The organism is Paenibacillus wuxiensis (genome assembly GCF_040195695.1).
In the GTDB taxonomy this organism is placed as follows: Bacteria; Bacillota; Bacilli; order Paenibacillales; family Paenibacillaceae; genus Paenibacillus_B; species Paenibacillus_B suaedae.
In genome coordinates, this window is the sequence record NZ_JBEFZI010000009.1 from 123,228 (window position 1) to 141,232 (window position 18,005).

General features: G+C 47.9%; 14 protein-coding genes. 5 read left to right on the forward strand and 9 right to left on the reverse strand.

What is annotated here, in order from left to right; genetic code table 11:
* The first annotated feature begins 39 nt into the window (after positions 1-39).
* Entirely contained in the window at positions 40-1,215 is a 1,176-nt protein-coding gene (locus tag ABN764_RS21215) for a glycosyltransferase (protein WP_446673032.1), read from the forward strand.
* On the opposite strand, the gene ABN764_RS21220 is transcribed toward ABN764_RS21215, so the two are convergent.
* From ABN764_RS21220 to ABN764_RS21235, 4 genes are all read right to left on the reverse strand, one after another.
* Positions 1,212-2,903 (reverse strand): DUF4214 domain-containing protein, encoded by a 1,692-nt coding sequence (locus ABN764_RS21220; protein ID WP_446673033.1) that lies wholly within the window; start codon positions 2,901-2,903, stop codon positions 1,212-1,214. The genes ABN764_RS21215 and ABN764_RS21220 overlap by 4 nt on opposite strands.
* Positions 2,904-2,934: 31 nt before the next feature.
* A complete protein-coding gene (locus tag ABN764_RS21225; protein WP_446673034.1) occupies positions 2,935-4,041 on the reverse strand; it encodes a DegT/DnrJ/EryC1/StrS family aminotransferase in 1,107 nt (368 codons plus the stop codon).
* A gap of 40 nt (positions 4,042-4,081) precedes the next feature.
* On the reverse strand, positions 4,082-4,723 hold the full coding sequence (locus tag ABN764_RS21230; protein ID WP_446673035.1) for an acetyltransferase: 642 nt from the start codon (positions 4,721-4,723) through the stop codon (positions 4,082-4,084).
* A gap of 408 nt (positions 4,724-5,131) precedes the next feature.
* Entirely contained in the window at positions 5,132-6,223 is a 1,092-nt protein-coding gene (locus tag ABN764_RS21235; RefSeq protein WP_446673036.1) for a glycosyltransferase family 61 protein, read from the reverse strand.
* 274 nt (positions 6,224-6,497) lie between these two features.
* On the opposite strand from ABN764_RS21235, the gene ABN764_RS21240 reads away from it, so the two are divergent.
* The 3 genes from ABN764_RS21240 (at position 6,498) to ABN764_RS21250 (ending at position 9,042) form a co-directional block, all read left to right on the forward strand.
* A complete protein-coding gene (locus ABN764_RS21240; protein ID WP_083544851.1) occupies positions 6,498-7,061 on the forward strand; it encodes a CmcI family methyltransferase in 564 nt (187 codons plus the stop codon).
* Positions 7,062-7,189: 128 nt separating this feature from the next.
* On the forward strand, positions 7,190-8,269 hold the full coding sequence (leuB, locus tag ABN764_RS21245; RefSeq protein WP_021262060.1) for a 3-isopropylmalate dehydrogenase: 1,080 nt from the start codon (positions 7,190-7,192) through the stop codon (positions 8,267-8,269).
* A 227-nt stretch (positions 8,270-8,496) separates the two neighbouring features.
* The gene (locus ABN764_RS21250; protein WP_021254513.1) at positions 8,497-9,042 is read left to right on the forward strand and encodes a peroxiredoxin; all 546 of its coding nucleotides are present in this window, start codon (positions 8,497-8,499) and stop codon (positions 9,040-9,042) included.
* A 74-nt stretch (positions 9,043-9,116) separates the two neighbouring features.
* Here ABN764_RS21250 and ABN764_RS21255 read toward each other — a convergent pair whose 3' ends face one another.
* The 5 genes from ABN764_RS21255 to ABN764_RS21275 form a co-directional block, all read right to left on the reverse strand.
* Positions 9,117-11,111 carry a glycoside hydrolase family 15 protein gene (locus ABN764_RS21255; protein WP_446673037.1) on the reverse strand — a complete coding sequence of 665 codons (1,995 nt, stop codon included), beginning with the start codon at positions 11,109-11,111 and terminating at the stop codon, positions 9,117-9,119.
* 4 nt (positions 11,112-11,115) lie between these two features.
* Positions 11,116-13,545 carry a sugar phosphate nucleotidyltransferase gene (locus tag ABN764_RS21260; protein WP_446673038.1) on the reverse strand — a complete coding sequence of 810 codons (2,430 nt, stop codon included), beginning with the start codon at positions 13,543-13,545 and terminating at the stop codon, positions 11,116-11,118.
* Entirely contained in the window at positions 13,542-16,505 is a 2,964-nt protein-coding gene (locus tag ABN764_RS21265) for a 1,4-alpha-glucan branching protein domain-containing protein (protein WP_446673039.1), read from the reverse strand. The genes ABN764_RS21260 and ABN764_RS21265 overlap by 4 nt, the downstream gene beginning before the upstream one ends.
* Positions 16,502-17,047 carry a DUF4912 domain-containing protein gene (locus tag ABN764_RS21270; protein WP_161627395.1) on the reverse strand — a complete coding sequence of 182 codons (546 nt, stop codon included), beginning with the start codon at positions 17,045-17,047 and terminating at the stop codon, positions 16,502-16,504. The genes ABN764_RS21265 and ABN764_RS21270 overlap by 4 nt, the downstream gene beginning before the upstream one ends.
* Before the next feature lie 136 nt (positions 17,048-17,183).
* Entirely contained in the window at positions 17,184-17,417 is a 234-nt protein-coding gene (locus ABN764_RS21275; RefSeq protein WP_021254518.1) for a KTSC domain-containing protein, read from the reverse strand.
* A 180-nt stretch (positions 17,418-17,597) separates the two neighbouring features.
* Here ABN764_RS21275 and ABN764_RS21280 point away from each other — a divergent pair, with 180 nt between their 5' ends.
* A complete protein-coding gene (locus ABN764_RS21280) occupies positions 17,598-18,005 on the forward strand; it encodes a hypothetical protein (RefSeq protein WP_021254519.1) in 408 nt (135 codons plus the stop codon).

Genomic DNA, 18,005 nt, shown 5'->3' on the forward strand with positions numbered 1-18,005 from the left:
TGCGTTCAACAAGAAATCGCTTCCGAGGGAGTGTGAATAATGAGAATTATGATATGGTGCGCGAATATGATATCGGCAGGCGGTGGAGCAAGATTGCTATCGAATATGCTGCCTGCGATGGCTCGGCAGGTTGATATTGATCTCGTACGATTAGTCATTGCACCTGACACGAAGTTCAAAGAGAGAATCGATACGGTCAGCTACCCGAATATCGACATTGTGTATTTTAACGGAAGCATTCAATCGCCAGAAGCGAGGGTGCTGTTAGCAGATTGCCATGTTGTGTATTTCTTCTGGCCGCATGGGCCTGCTTATGTGAAGGTAGATCTTCCGACGACATGCACCTTTCATGATGCAACTGTCTTTGACTTTGTACCACCCTATGTGTCAGGCGCCGTTATTGAGCAGGCTTGGCGGGAAGCGAAGGAATGGCTCAGTAACATGACCTCAATTGTCGTATCCTCACGCCATGTACAGACTAGGCTGCTCCATCATTTCGGAGAGGTAGGCAACAGCGCGACCATTATTCCGCACGCCATACTGCCAGCAGATCCGATAAGTCATCTCGTCAGCGATAACGTGAGCCCTGATGTGGCCGTCCGTCTCCCGATGCAATATGTGGTCTACCCAAGTAATATATCTCCACACAAAAATCACTATAATCTGCTGTTGGGATATTCCAGGTGCACCGCAGTTAACAAAGTCCCCCTCGTACTGTTTGGACATAATACAGAATTGCTGCGAGTTGTCCCTCCACAATGGCCGGAACAAATGTATGTGCCTACGCTGATTTCTTTATTATCAAGGACAGGGCTTCGCTTGGATGCAGACATCTATCCGCTGGGGTTCATTCATGACTCTAACGTGATTCCTCTAGTTCGCAACGCGCAAGCACTTATTATGCCGAGCATGTCGGAGGGGGGAGGAAGCTACCCCGTAGAAGAAGCGCTGCGTCTTGGTGTACCGGTGCTGTGCTCGGATATTCCTGTGATGAGAGAGCATATGGCAAAACATAGCGCGGAGATCATCTGGTTCGATCCAGAATCCCCTGATTCCATCGCACAAGCACTGAATTTATTTTTTGAACATTCCAGTCATTACAAATCGTCTGCTGTGCAGGGCATGAATGATCCAACAGACACGTGGGATCATATTGCAAGCCAATATATTCATGTCTTCCGCGTTGCCTATTTGAAATATTACGGCATGATTTAGACCGGGTTCGATATGACATGTTGGAGAAGGGCGTAGTATTCGTTCGCAACATCCGACCAGCTTCGCTGCATTGCTCCTTGAATCACTGCCTGTTGTCCTGGCACTAAGGTATGGCGATATACCCACAGAGCGCGAAGACTGGCTTCGATCTCGTCTACGGAGTATGGATTGAAGGCCAGGAAGGCGCTCATATTGGGAATAATTTCGTTCGTCACCTCTAGATTGGCTGCAGCGACAGGCGTTCCTACCGTTAAAGATTCAAGAATAGGGAAAGGACAGCTGCCTTCAAACAAGGTAGGCACGATTGTGCCGATTGCATATTTGTAGAGAGAAGGCATGTCGGAGGTCGGAATTCTGCCGATGAACATGAGACTATTTACAATTTCAGGATCTTGAACATGATGCAGCATGCGCATGACATCGGCTTCTTTTGGACTGCTGGACAATTGATCAGTGAAGACGAGTCGCAGACGCGAATGGTATCCGTCTATCGTTAAACGGAATTGAATAAATGCAGCAAGAAGCCGCTCGAAATTTTTGTGAAGGCGAAGTACGGTTGGAAATACGATATATTCATGATGAAGCTGATATTTCGCTCTAAAATGCTGCTGATCCATAAATGAAAAGGTTTGATACTCGTCACTAGGTGGAGCAAGTCGGATGACATGCGTTTTGTGTGCAGGCAGCCCAGCAATGCCAATTGCATGGTGAGTTCGTACATAATTCGAGTTCGATACAACCGCCGCGGCTTTATGCGAAATATAATAGCCATTTCGATCCACACGGTGACAAAATTCTGGGTAGGTAGAGAAATAAAGCTCTTTAAACTGATGATGAACGAGATCATGCAGACATAAAATATACGGCTTTTTTAAAAACATGGCCAAATCGAGCGAGATAATGGGGACGATCCATATCTCAGCGGGTACATTCGTATTGAAATGCTCTATATTATTGGAATGGTGGATATGAACTCTGCCCGGAAACATGAGTCTTAACGGTGAGAAAGACTGTTCTGCATCTGCGTAATTATAGCTAGTAGCAGCAATATGAATGTGCACATGTGGAAAGTTGGACAACATTCCTCTCGTAAGCCGGTAGAGGAAGCGGCCAATTCCTTCACCATCCATGGCAAGCGGGTGCGGATAAGCTAGGAAAATCCCAATATGCTGAACAGTTCGCGGGGATGCTGTCAGAATGGAGGGAGGATTGGGATCCAATTTCAACGGTGGATGCGGGTGTGCAAGCAATTGTTGAAATTCTGCGGTATTCAAAAATTGCCGGAGCATTAGTTTCTTACTATGTTTGGCCATTAATCCCTTCAGATGGCCTCGCAAGCCCTGTGAGTCAGGATTGCGGCACAACAGTTCATCATACAAAGAATGGACGAAAAAAAAGGGCTCTGCCGCGTAAAATCGCCGAATAATACCAGCAGCGGAAACAGCTTGAGTAGGAATAAAACTTGTAGGGGGCCTAAGGTAGTTCTGCTCTGCCTCCTCACTGCACATGACTTGCTCGATAATACCTAGTTTGGTCTGCCGAGAAGTCAACAGTCTCATATAGTGCTGACTCTCTACCGCTCCTGGTTCGCGGTTAAGGAACTGTCGAAACAGCTCGGTGATGAAATGTTGACCATCCTGTCTCCAGATTGCTTGTATGAAATGGATGAGTCGATATTGCAGATCCAATAATGTCTCCTCCTAACAGCTCATTTGTTCGTCACAGTATGTCTTGCAGGGATTGGCAGATATACTGAATATCCTGTTTGGTTAATTCGCCGTGGCTGGGAAGATTCATGCCTTGCGATGCAATTCGGTTGGCGATCGGATATTCTTCATACAGCTGACCATCGCGATAGGGAGGAAGGATGTGCATCGGATAGAAGAATGGCCGGGTTTCTATTCCTTTGTCCTTCAGCTGCTGCATGACATGATCTCGCTGCTGCTCGGAACGGCCGTTTAACACAATACTGAACATCCAGAATACATTTTTGGCCCATATTCGTTGTACAGGCAGTGTCAGTCTGCTGTCGTGCTGCAAGTAATCATAATAATGCATTGCTACCCGAATTCGCTCTCGAATATGCCACTCAACCTTCTCCAGTTGGGCGCAACCGATAGCGGCTTGAATATTCGTCATCCGATAGTTGTAACCGATGACAGGATGCCAATACTTTTTGTTCTTATCTATCCCTTGGCCTCGCAGCAATCTTATTTTCTCCGCAATGGCTTCGTTGTCTGTGGTGACAACACCGCCTTCCCCAGTTGTAATGACTTTATTGCCGAATAGGCTGAATGTCGCTGTATGTCCCAGCGCTCCTGCCATTCTCCCTTTGTACTGCGCCCCAATCGCTTCAGCAGCATCTTCAATGACAAACAGATCATATTTGTGAGCAAGCTCCATGATTGGATCCATGTCGGCGGGATGTCCATATAGATGTACCGCGATAATGCCCTTCGTACGGGAAGTGATTTTTTGCTCGATTGCTCGAATGTCCATGTTCCACGTATCGGCTTCAACGTCAATGAATACAGGTACTGCGCCGCAATACGTCACCGCATTTGCTGTCGCAACGAACGTAAGTGTAGGTACGATGACTTCGTCACCTGGCCCGACATCATGAGCAAGGAGGGCAAGATGCAGTGCTGTTGTTCCATTGCTGCAGGCGATTGCATGCTTCGATTGGCAGAAGGCAGCGAATTGCTGCTCGAATTGATCCAGATATGGGCCGTTGGAAGAGATCCAGGTCGTATTCAAACAATCCAGAACATATTTCGTTTCATTTCCATTCAAGACAGGGGTTGCTATAGGGTAGTATTTGTTCATGTTATTTCCCTCCAACATTCATGTCTGCAATTAGCTCGATTTAAATGTGAATCTGCTTAATGACGCGAGCTGGAACCCCAACAGCAACACAGGATTCTGGAATATTGCGAATGGCAACAGAACCAGCCCCCAAAATAGACCATGCCCCAATGGTAACCCCGTCGATTACTTTGGAGCCTGTGCCGAGAAAGCTTCCTTCTTTAACATGTACATTCCCAGAGAGTGTGGTGCCAGGAGCAATATGACACGCTCGCTCTATCACGGATTCATGATCGATTGTGGCACCTGTGTTAATGACTGCGTAGTGATGGACTTGAGCTTCTGCATTTATGACCGCGTTGTGCATGATTGCAATTCCTGATCCTAACTGTGAAGAGGGGGCAACATAAGCGAACGGGCTGATGGCATTGATCAGGGTAAAGCCCAGCTTCTCTACTTGAACTGCTATTTTGTAACGCAGCTTGTTGTCTCCGATTGCTACAAAGGCATGGCGTATGTCATCCGCGAATAAAGTAGGCAAGATAGAATCATCGCCTAATAGGGGAATCCCCATAATCTGCGGCTTCTCCGATTTATCCGTACATCCAATGATCTCTATCGATGAATCATGCTGCAAAATATCGATAATCACTTTTGCATGTCCGCCTGCACCAATAATTACAGTCTTTTGCTTGCTTGACACGAAGCACTTCCTCCTGACTACAGTGTCTGTACTGATACATTATGATGATTGTGAGGGGGACGACTTAGGCATAACAAATGATTGCGTCTAAAATGGGTGAAATGTGGATGACGTACGGTAAGAGGAGAAAGTGGCGAATAGAGGTCTTCTTAAATAATTTATCTCTGCAAAATGAAAAAGCCGGGCGTATATCCCGGCTAATTCAAGAGTCTGCATACGATGACTCCTATTATCTATTAGTGATCAGAATTGCAATACAGGCCGCAGGCTTAGGAGGAAGCTATACGCTAACATATGACTTTATCATATTCGAGTTGGGGAGGCAGTTTGATTCACTAGAAGCAATCATCGACAACTTCGTAAGGTACGAGCTCTATGGAATGTAGTCTTTCTTGAAAGTTGTTCGGATTAATGGATTCCAGCCAGATGAAGCACGTGCCGCAGCTTATTCACATCCACATACAAGTTATCGGCACCTCCAACTGGCTTTGCAGGGTACTCAATGTCGCAGATGATTTCATAGTAGTCAAGCCCTGCATGATTGCTTATTTTCCAAAAGTAATCGTCCGTAACAGTATGCGGCGTCATTTCAATGACCTTCGTACCGGGATTGCAGAAGGCAAAGTTAATGTTCCCGCTCCCGAAGGGGGCGACGACTGCTTGAGCAGAAGAGTATATCGCGATCTTCTCAGCAGTTGTTAGCGGAGTAAGCACAATTTTGGTAAATCCTTTGGAATGCAACAGTTCCAGCACCTCATCTTCATTGATCACATAGCGAGCGAAAGCATCCTGTCTACTGACGTAAATTCGTTCATACCCGCTGATAGGCTGAACCGGATGGTTGTCTTTCAGTTGTCTTCGTATATATTCATATGCCCAGCGAGGACTTTTGCCTGTCATCCATGGTACTGCCGGGACAAGAAGTCTCTCGGCCATGATATGGAATTCATTTCGATCGGCCTGAATAAGCCGCTCAAGCGGGATACCCAGCATGTCCAACGATTCATATTGGAAGGAATGCGTTAGTTTGCCGATGACATATTTGTCAATTGGTATTCCGCTCTGCTGGAGCAAGTGAAATCGCGGCAATATGTCAAAAAACCAATGTCCGAAAATGGCTTGTGTGAACACCAGCTCAGGAATATTCCACCCCCATACGACAGTGCCCACCGTACCTGATTGGTAGACGGGTGGTGGAAGTGACAACATGTCATAGGGATAGAAATATTCGACATCGAGCAAGCGTTTGTTATCCGGTGTGATGACATAGCAGTTCCCCGTAGCAAGACGGCCGGATGGCACGGTAGCTACGAAGGCTTCCTCATAGTAGCATGCTGTCGGCCATCTCATAGGATCGAACCCCTTTGTTGGTCGAAGTGCGAGCGTCTCTTGCGGGTGAATCACTTTGTAAATCGCTTCGATTGGAATTCGGTGTTCATTCGCATAGGATATCGCCCACTCTTTGGTTCGGCCATAGTATTGATCGGGGATGGTATACATCTCATCTTCCCTCCCTATGAAAGACTTGTTTCTTGCTAGTTATTTCATTCTATGGCTCTCTCGAATGAGAAGAGACGGCAGATCATGACATGGAAAAGTACAATTCTGCGGAGTTTATATAAGAATCCTAGATTAGATTCGTATTCCTATCACATTTCCTTTTCCGTATTCATATATTGAAATCGTACATCTACATGTCTGCACATAAGGAGATGACGATTTGAACTCTACCGTTGCTGATTTTACCTCTCATTATTATGATAGTCTTGTATGGATGAACACATATTGGATGGGACAACACATTTATAAATGCCCGTTGGATTTATTTTTATATCAAGAAATATTATTTCGGGTTAAGCCAGATGTTATCGTTGAATGTGGAACCAACCTTGGTGGAAGTGCTCTGTTTTTAGCACATATGTGTGATTTGCTAGGATCGGGAAAGGTAATTACGATTGATATTGTGGAAATAGCACGCCCACAACATGAGAGAATTACGTATCTATTAGGGGATACGATCTCGCCAGAGATCATCAATCAAGTGAAACAACAAATTTCTCCTGAAGATGTAGTGTTAGTCATACTAGATTCAGAGCATACGGAAGAGCATGTATTTCAAGAACTCTCTTTATATAACCAGTTAGTAACCAAAGGCAGTTATCTAATCGTCGAGGATACTCTGGTTAACGGCCATCCGATAATGCCTGCATTCGGACCAGGGCCGATGGAGGCAGTTCAAAAATTCCTATTGGAAAATGATCAATTTATCATTGATAGCAACCAGCATAAATTTTTCCTGACCTTCAATCCGAAGGGGTACTTGCTTAAAGTCAAATAATGCAAAGAACGACATGGAAGATCCTTTAATAGTTTTTACCTATAAAAACAATAGCTTTTATATCTTAGTCAGACTCGTTCATTTGTGATACAACAAGAATAACATTACTTGAACGAGGAGTGGCAGACATGGCAGAAGTGAAGAAGATAGCGATTGTTGCTGGCGATGGAATCGGACCGGAAGTAGTGAGAGAAGCGGAGAAGGTATTGAAGCGTACGGAGGAACTTTTCGGATATGCGTTCGAGACGAGCCATGGACTGTTCGGGGGAGTCGCGATAGACGAGAAGGGAACGCCGCTGCCTGAGGAGACGCTGGCTCTATGCAAGGATGCAGATGCGGTTCTGTTAGGAGCAGTTGGAGGGCCGAAGTGGGACAACAATCCGAAGGAGCTTCGTCCTGAGACAGGATTGCTTGGCATTCGCAAGGCTCTCGGTTTGTTCTCTAATATTCGTCCTGCAGTCGTATTTGACTGTTTGAAGGATGCATCCACATTGAAGCCTGAAGTGCTTGAAGGTACGGATCTAATTGTCGTACGTGAACTGACGGGCGGGATTTACTTCGGAGAGAAGTTCCGCCGCGAGGGCGAACATGGACAGGAAGCCGTTGATACTTGTGTCTACAATGTACAGGAAGTCGAGCGCATTGTACGCCAAGCATTCGAGGTTGCTCAGAAGCGCCGCAAGAAGCTGGCTTCGGTAGATAAGGCGAACGTGCTTGAGACTTCGCGCTTGTGGAGAGAGACGGTGAACCGCGTTGCACCTGAATATCCAGATGTGGAGCTGGAGCATGTATTGGTGGATAACTGCGCGATGCAGCTGTTGCGTCGTCCGGCAAGCTTCGACGTTATCGTCACCGAGAATATGTTCGGTGATATCTTAAGTGACGAAGCAGCCATGCTCACCGGTTCTATCGGCATGCTATCCTCTGCTTCCTTAGGGGAAGGCAGCTTCGGTCTGTATGAGCCTGTACATGGTTCGGCGCCGGATATTGCAGGGCAAGGAATTGCGAATCCAATTGCGACCATTCTATCGGTTGCTCTCATGTTCCGATTGACATTCGGCTATGAAGATGCGGCACAATCCATTGAAGATGCAGTGAAGGAAGTGCTGGATAGCGGACATCGGACAGGCGATATCGCTACAGATAAGTCTAAGGCGATCGGAACGGAAGCAATGGGCGATCTGATTGTGGCAGCTATGACAAAATAATGGGATGATGATAAGGCCAACTCTTAGAAGGATGAGTTGGCCTTTGCTTTGTTGCCAGTCATTTTGGACAGACATTCATGGGAATGATCAGCTCTATATGATGACAATAGCTCCAGTAAGCCGTTGATTGCATGCAGGTTGGTTTGGGGCGTGTCATTTTTGAATCGAACGGGTAGAATGATATAATAAATGACACCAATTCAGTTAGTACTTAGGAGGAATTTAGCTTGGCAGAACGTTTGGTAGGCAGACCTGCTCCAGAATTCAATATGGAAACTGCAAAAGGTGACGGACAAGGATTTGGAGCAGCATCTTTGTCGGATTACCGGGAGAAATGGCTCGTATTTTTCTTTTACCCGCTCGATTTCACATTTGTATGCCCGACCGAGATAACGGCATTGAGCGAAGCTGCGGAAGAGTTCAAAGCATTGAACACGGAAATCTTAGGGGTATCCGTTGATTCCATCCACAGCCACAAAGCATGGATCAATACACCAAGAGAGCTGAATGGTCTTGGCAAAATCAACTTCCCGCTCGCCTCCGATATTACGAAGAATGTTGCACGCGACTATGGCGTCTTAATAGAAGAGGACGGCATTGCACTGCGTGGCTTGTTCATTATTGACCCAGAGGGCGAACTGAAATATCAAGTCGTGAACCATAACAATGTAGGGCGCAGCGTAGAGGAGACGCTTCGTGTGCTGCAGGCGCTGCAGTCCGGCGGGTTATGCCCAATCAATTGGAAGCCGGGCGATAAGAACTTGAACGCCTAGACGGTCTGCCACTTGATATATAGCAAGGCAAATGAAAGGAAAGCCCCGCAGAAATCTGCGGGGCTTATTCAATTTCAAGCTAAACCGGCTGCGGCTGCCTCCAATTGCTTGTATTTCTCAATATACTTCAGAACGGTATGAATGTATGTTGCATGTGACCAAGTTAAGGGTGCAACGGACAGTGGAGAACCATCAAATGGATCCAACTGCTCAGGAAGCAATCCGCTTGCCAGACTGTGTGCTTCCACCCAGCGCAAGGTATCATGTGCGGCTTGCAGTTCCTTCAGGTTGGAGGCGGTATCGATGTCATGGGCTGCGAACCAGAGGGTACATATGATCCACGGATTGCCGGGAGCAAGGCTCGGATCATTGCTGCGCTGGAAGTAGTAGTCTCGCCAGTAGCGCGCAATCCCCCCAGTCTGGCTGCGAATGGACAGCTTGCTCTTCAATACGCGAACGGTTGACAGTACCCGCTCATCGTCAGCAGGAAGTACACCGAACATATAAATGGCCAGAATGCTGCTCTCGGGCGTACAATCCTGAGCCCATTTCCCTTCTTTCCGGTACAGTCCGCGTACGAAGCATCCGGCTTCTTCATTCCATAGATGGGCAAGCATCGCTGTTTTGATTTCCTCTGCGGCGCTGCGGAAGCGGTCAGCTCGTTCCTCATCCCCGAACAGAGATGCGAAGTTGGAAGCAGCTACTAAGCCGCTGTAAACAGCTGAAGCGGTGAAGGTGAATATTCCATACCGCTCCTCCCATAGATCATAGCTGGGCAGAGGGAGCTTCAATTCGGGATCGCGGTAGTGAATCATGAACTTGGCAGCCTTGCGAATTAAGGACTGATAGAGTGATTGAGGGAGCTCAATGTCCCGGTGATGTTCGTAATATCTCCACAGTGCCCACAGCACAAGTCCGGTCTCGTCCTCTTGGATCGGCAGTTGCGATTTGCCGTCGCGCAGATAGGGATGCCAGCTGGAACCGACGGTTCCGTCAGGATTATACTTGTGCAGCAAGTATCCTTCCGCAGTCAGCGCATCCGCACAGAAGCGGAAGAAGGGGGCTGTCATCCCATGGTATCCCGCAGCGGACATCGCTTCCGCGACAAGTGCGCCATCCCGAGGCCACATGTAGCTGTAATGATCCCGATTGAATTGCATAATGTCCGTATCATTCGCTGCAATGATTGCCCCGTTCACGTCTGTCTGCGTGCGAATGATAAGCAGGCTGAGCTTAAATAGGCGTATCAGCTCAGGTTCCAGATCGGCGAAATCAAGCTGGTGCTGATTCGACCAACGCTTCCAGTAGGTGCTGACACGCTGGATCAGTTGTGCAGGGCCGCTGTCTCGTACATATCGATCAAGTTGTTTCACCTCTTCAAGCCGTTCACCAACACTGAGCCAATAATAGCTCTCCCGACTGTCTGAGCCGGGGACGATCGTGCGCAAGCAGATCGTACTGTCAACAGAGCCTTGGGCGATAGGATTTCCCATAAGATGCCCATCCTCTGCGTCCTTCCACGTTCCCTCTGCCTGATGAAATCGCTTGATGCCTGTCGTGTATTGGTGTATGCCCGCTATTTCACCATGATGCTGGGTGATGCAGCCATTGAACATGAAGTAGCGATCTTTTTTGTAATGAAATAACGTGCCATTGTCAGGGTAAAATCCTGCTGTATCGCCAACTTCCGTTTCATTGATAGACAGATCCTGATGGAAAAATAAGCGTACTTCACGTGGGTTTGGATTACCATTCGAGATGACAATCCGCTTCAAGTAGATCGAATCCCGCTGATGAACGGCATCATTCATATGAAGTACAATACCAAGCCCTTCGTGTTCGGCGGTTACATCGGTAACAAGTGAATCTTCTTGATAAGCCAGGCGAATGTTCCATTCTGGATCACCTAGCCAGCTGAATTGACCTTCCACCCATACCCCGAGACGGCTGGGATAGCCGGCTGTATGATTCAGTTGACCAACATACGGATAATAGACATCCCTTACATAGGCGTGCTCGTCAAGGTTCACGAGAAATTTGCCATTTCCAACGACTAGATGGCGCGGCACGTCATCACTTCCTTAACGGGGACTGCGTCTGGATTAACCGTCCTGCATATTCATGAGCTAGAATTCGCGCTTTGGTCATACTGTCTGCTTGTGAAATAACGCGGAACAATGGCTCTTCTTGATCCGGCTGAATAAGAATGGAGCCCTCAGGCGTCTCAATCTTAATTCCATCTAGAAATTCCGCGCGATAGGAGGACTGGCGAACCCACTCGGTCATTTCGCGCATGACACTGCCTTTGTCAGAACGGGGGCAGGTCACTTCTTCAATGGCTGTATGCAGGGTTGGAATATCCGCAACAAGTTCGTGCAGTGGCTGTCCGGTGTCTGCCATGAGCTGCAAAATCAGGCTAATCGCATATAAACGATGTGCCGCAGGCAACAAGGCGATGCCGCTCGTGGCTTCCATCTGGGAGCGAAGCGGCTCCTGCGTCCGTACGATCCTTACCCCGCTGCGACTGACAATCTGCTCTGCTGTAACAGGAGCGCTGATCGGCACCCCAATGCTCGCGTTGACGCCCGTTTGGACAAGCGCCTGCAGCAGCAGCGGAAGCAGATGATTATGATGCATGCTTGTGCCGTCACTCATATAGATGCGGAACCCTTCATCTTCGGTCAGCATGATGCCCATGTCAGCCTGAACATTTCGAATATGCTCTATAACGGCAGCAGGGGACGGCACATCAGATTGGGTATGAAGCAGGATGCCTCCGGTCAGAGAAGACCATTGTTGAACGAGTGCTGCTTCTGCACCTGAGCTCTGAACGATGAGCTTGAAGCTTGCAGATTGAATTAGATTGAAGTCAATGGCCTTGGATAGTGTTGTAAAATAGGAGGTTATCGCGTGTTCTTCGCTTCTTCTGCGCCCCATATATTCGATTGGTGTTCGCGCAAAGTCTTCTTGGAAGTAGGCATTTTCGATCTTACGCTCCAAACTTTTCGCGAATGGCATTCCTCTTGCATCCATCCAGCTCATCACCATTTGTTCGAACTTGGCATCCTCGCTAGCGGACAGTACCTTGAAATGAATGCCGCCATCGGCCTTCAGTGTGGTAACAGCATGCCGCAAGCATTCCAGCGGAGCGTCTCCGATATCAATGATATGAATGCCCTGTGATTGAAGTCCTGCTGCACAGGCATTCTTCATTATGGTGTCAAAAGGATGCGAAGATGCAGCCAGAACAATAGATGATTCCCGATTGAGGATCGATCCATAAGCACAGGCCAGCTTGCCGATAAATTCTGGGGTCAGCTCGCTATTCGGACTTCCGCATATTTTGCTGCCCTTGAACAGCGAAGCAGCTGCATTGCCCCAGATAAGCGTAGCATTTACGATGCTATGCGCTTCAACCTCTTTGTTCGGCCACAGTTTAACTTGAGAACGGATATGGGATTTATCGCCGATCGTACAGCCGCTTCCAATAACAGCACCTTCTTGAATGTGTACATCACTGCCGATGTTCGTGCGGTGGAGCAGGATCGCATCTTCAATGTCGCAGTGCTTGGCAACGCGGTTTCCGTTCCACAAGATGGAGCGTGTAAGTGAGCTGTGCGGGAACACAATATTGCCGGAGCCGAGAATGGTATATGGTCCGATCGAGCAGGATGGGTGGAGGATCGAATCTGATCCGATATAGGCAGGTCCGCTCAGTCTAATACGGGAAGGGAGCCTCACGCCTGACTCTACGAATAGACCTGGCATCGGTTCTGCTGCTTGAATGTGCACATCTACGCGGCGATCGAGCATATCGAATTGAGTCTGCCGATATTGCTGTAAGTTTCCAATATCTGACCAGTACCCGGAAGCAGTATATCCGTATAGTCGCTGCTGTTCTTGAAGCAGTCTTGGGAAGAGATGCAGACTGAAGTCATAGCTTTCCCGCTCCGGAATCCAATCTAATATTTCTGGCTCCAATATATAGATGCCAGTATTGACGGTATCGCTGAATATTTCTCCGTAACTAGGCTTCTCAAGGAAGCGGGAGACCCGGCCCTCTTCATCGGTCATGACCACCCCATATTCGAGAGGCAAGCTTACTTGCGTCAGTACCATCGTAGCGATTGCCTGCTTCTCCTTATGATAGTGGATGGCCTGCCGCAGATTGAAGTCGGTCAAGGCATCGCCGCTGATGACGATGAACGATTCGTTAAGGAAGGACTCAGCATTCTTAATGCTGCCTGCCGTGCCGAGAGGGGCGTCCTCCTCGAAATAATGCAGCTGCACGCCATATTTGGTGCCGTCACCGAAATGGTTGCGAATCACATCGGGCAAATATTGTACGGTAACGGCGATTTGATGAATGTCGTACCTCTTCAACAATTCAATAATGTATTCCATGCACGGACGATTCAATAGGGGAACCATTGGCTTTGGTGTGCCTAGTGTCAACGGTCGAAGCCGTGTACCTTTGCCGCCTGCCATAATCACTGCCTTCATCGAGCGATCACTCCTTCATATACTTGTCTCGTTGACACAGCTATCGTATTCCAGTCGTAGTGCGCTCGAACCTTCTGTTGTGCTTTTACAGCCATTTGAGCAGCTCGCTCAGGATGGAGGAGGAGATCCGTTACATGCCATGCTAATGATTCAATATGACCTGGGAGTGCTTTGTATCCATCTACAGCATGATTAATGATTTCAGCGAGTCCACCCGTGTCTGATACGACAACAGGTGTTCCGAACCGCATTGCTTCAAGCGCAACGATTCCGAAGGGTTCATATAGACTGGGGAATACACATACCGATGAGGCTGCAATCCACGCATCCCGTACCTCATCCTGTACAAATCCAGCGAAGAGGATATGTTCTTGCAGTCCTAACTGTGCGGCCTGAGCCTCTAATTGCTGTCTCATGGGTCCAGTACCGGCGATAATCAGCTTCGCTTGTGGAACAGACTGTATAATAAGTGGCATTGCCTCAATGAGAATATGGATGCCCTTCTCATAGACAAGGCGGCCAACATAGAAGAGAAGTTGGGAATCTACTAGATCAGTGCGATGTTCTAGGTTGTTGATCGAACCAGCTGATATAGCTGTGTCAATCGCGGCAACCCCATTTGGTATCATGGTAACGCGCTGCCGTGCAAGATCGAACAGAGATGCGACCTCCTGAATCATGGCATGGCTGCACACAATGGTATGGTCGGCCTCTGCTGTCAAGCTTGCTTCCATGTCATGGATTCGCTGCTGAAGCTCGCCGTGCAGCCGGCCATGATTGCGTCCATGCTCGGTGGCATGAATGGTAGCAACCAGCGGCCAATGGTAAGTCTGCTTCAAGTCTGCTGCGGCAGGGTAGACGAGCCAATCATGGGCGTGCATGAGGTCGAAGGTCAGACCGGCATCTACGAGATCATCAACGAGTGATGAAATGGCAGCGTTCATATGGAACACCCAATCCATGAACTCTAGTGGTGAAGCTGTCTGTATAAGTGGGACACGATAGACGTGAACCCCATCCATTAGCTCATAGTCAGGTGCGCCTGACACTTCGCGAGTGACTACATGAATTTCGCATTGCTTCTTGCTTAAATGGCGGGAGAGATCATATACAGCTCGTGACAGCCCGCCTACAACGAGCGGCGGGAACTCCCAAGCTATCATTAAGATGCGTTTGCTGGAACGATATTGTGGATGCTGTGCCAAGATAGGCTGAGGACAGTTAAATGGTATAGTTCGTTTGGTAGGGGGATAGGCTGCATTGAATTGGTACATTCGCTCGATTGAAAGCCTAGCTCTGCTGGTTATAAGCCGATAATCAACTGTAGGGAAGCAAGGGTATTCTCCCTCCATCCGCTCGACAAGTACTTGGTCGTATACGCCCCGCTCAATCATGCCCAGCAAGTTGTGGCATCGCTCCAGATGCTGAGTCGTTCGCATCCCAGCATACTCGGTCACCGTCCCCGCATCTACGATGAAAGCCCAATCGCTGCTCGCTGCGAGCATCCATTCGGTGATAGCTTGATTGATAATGCGCTCTTGCATGTCATGGAAGCTTGAAGCTTCCTCCTTATCGATATGGGATACAGTGTGCAGGATTCGATCTTCCGTCTCATGAAGACGGGGATACATCCAGTCATTTCCCTGCTGCAGCCAGACATCCGCATATCCGCCGCGTCCCCAACTACAGAACGATAATTGAGCCTTTTCCTGATTGGGGTATCGCGATAGGTAATCACTTGGTGTTACGAACTCAATGCGTTGTGTATGATGGCGGGTTCGTTCCGACTGCTCTCGGAATAATGCTTCTATCCATAGAGGGCCTTCGAACCACCAATGTCCGAATAGTTCCGCATCATAGGGGCTGATGGCGATCGGAAGGCGATCCCCATCTACTTGAGCCGCTTCAAGTTGAAGTTCTCTGTTGTTCAAGAAGTGACGTGCGTGTTCCCTAGCTTTGTGCAGGGCCCATTCTGGTCGGTATGGTTCTTTAGGAATGTCATGTACTCCGGTAATACGATAATATTTGAGTCCTGTATTGATTCGTGCTTCATTATCCAGCAGGTGAGGACGAATATAATCCCATTCATCTGCACTGTTCCAGCCAAGATCGTAGCCGATGTCCCGATAATATTCTCGATAATCATGGTCACCCGGATACCCTTCGTGCGTGCTCCATACTTGTCTTGAGGAATCTGGATCGCGTGCGAAGGCGAAGACCCCTCCTCCTGTATCGATAGGAGCATAATGCATGGCTGTTGGCTGCGGCATTGCATTGACGAATCCATGGTGATCAACAATAAAATATTGAATCCCGCATTCCTGGAGAAGCGGGCTAAGTTCTGGTGCATAGGCACACTCTGGCAGCCAGATTCCGTGAGGCCGTCTGCCGAGCAGCCGCTCGTGTTCCCGCATCCCCACCTCAATTTGCAGGTAAGCTAGGGATGGCTGCTTAATTAGAGGGAGAAAGGCATGAGTTGCAGCACATGTCATGCATTCCAAGTTCCCTTTTTGGACATAATGCCGATATCCATTAATGACATTGCCTTCGAGACGAGCGTAGATGGACTTCAATTGATGCCACCGCTCCACATACATTGCAGCGACGTCCTGCAGGTCATTGCGGCCTGCCAATCTCTTTACTTCGGATTCAGCCAAGTCAATTGAACGCTGCAAGTGGGATTCAAACCGCACTTTCATCTCCGCATCGTCCATCATGGACAGCAAAGTCGGGGTTAACGTCATCGTAAGGCGAAACGGGATGTTGTCTCGCTCAAGCTGGCCGAAGGTATGAAGCAGAGGGAGGTACGTCTCCAACATGGCTTCGAAAAACCAGCGTTCTTCCAATGTGCGCTGTACATGCGGGTGGCGCACATAAGGCAAATGTGCATGCAGAACGAGGGATACTAATCCTTGCGTGTGCATGCTGGGATGAGAGCTTACTGGGACAAATGCGTTCATTCACAAACTCCTTCTCGATTTTCATATAACGTATAAGATGAGAATGATGGAAATGGCGATCCAGCTTCTGTTTGTTCCAAATGAATGGCTTGTAAGGCACCCATCTGCTCAGGGAATTCGCCATATGATTGCAAGTAGGGGGTATGAACGAATGTTGAACGTGCAAGTGGTACAAAGGATTGCGATGCCGGAATGATCCCATAATCAGCTATGTATGAACGATTTGGCTTAACAGGATGCAGATATACGGAGCTCTCATGCGATTCCACGGGATGCAGCAATACTTGGTTAGATGCGCCTAGCTTGCAGTGAGGGAAATCGGCACGCGGTACTTCATACAGCTGTATCGCTTTGGTCATTTCGTTCCAGCCCATTCGATAGTGTCGCTCTACGGCTGCTTGTGTGCGTGCTGTGATGAACCAATAGGCGAATAAGGTAAAGGGGTCTTTAAGTAATAATTGCAAGGCAGAATGTTGACGATAGGATGATGGCGTCCGTGCATCGGCAGCAGGAATAAGCGCTCCTCCTTTCCTGGAAATCACTTCATGCTTCAACCTATACTATCCATGCAATCGGTGTTTCATGTCTGTTCCTTTTATGAATATTTGAAAAAAGGATTGGAACCTTTGAAAATGAAAATGCCTTTACATTTGATTTCAAACTTGGCAATATTGAAGCTCACACATGTTCATGACGCTTCTTCAAGCTTGAATGTAACAGACCTTCCGAAAGTTTCATGACATCGTCGTATTGATTGTCAGAATGCATTAACTGCTCGAACCAGCTTGACGATATGGATGAAAATGCGTCTTGCTTCCCATCTGCATAGTGCACAACTAATTTGAGGTTTGATTCGTCATAATGTACGTATTGAATTTGCTTCGAGGCGATGAACAGTACATTTGATTTCATAAGTATGCCTCCCGCTTCTTTGTATTATTTACATCTATATGCCCATGGGCATACAGTTATACGCGGGGAGCTTAAGGTAGGACGTTTGAAGGAAGTTTTATCAGAATTAAAGGAATTATTAGAGGGGCTATCGAATACACTACAATAATCTTAGCTTACCGCAGAGCGAGGAGGGAGAACATGAGCTTTTGTTGTGGAGCAAGCATGATCGGGACAACGGGAACCCTGCAGCATTATCGAACACGCATTCATAATGTTCCCCTGCTGCTGTGTCCGGTCTGTCATCGCATTGAAGTCCATTACTTAGTTGAAAGCGAATACGAAATACTGGCGGAATATTCATCAGATGACGGCGCTGAAGAAATTGACTTCCGTGACTATGTACACACAGATGATGAAGGTATGTTCGAGAACTGTATTAATCAAGAGCATGATGATCCACTAGAGCTAGTGAAGACACAAATCGATAATGCGCTTGATTTACTTGCATTGGCCAAGCAGTGGAAAGATACACAATGGGAAGCGGAGCTGAAGCGTCGATTGGCCCTAATGAGTCGTCGCAGAGCGAAGCTGCTGAAGCAAAAATAG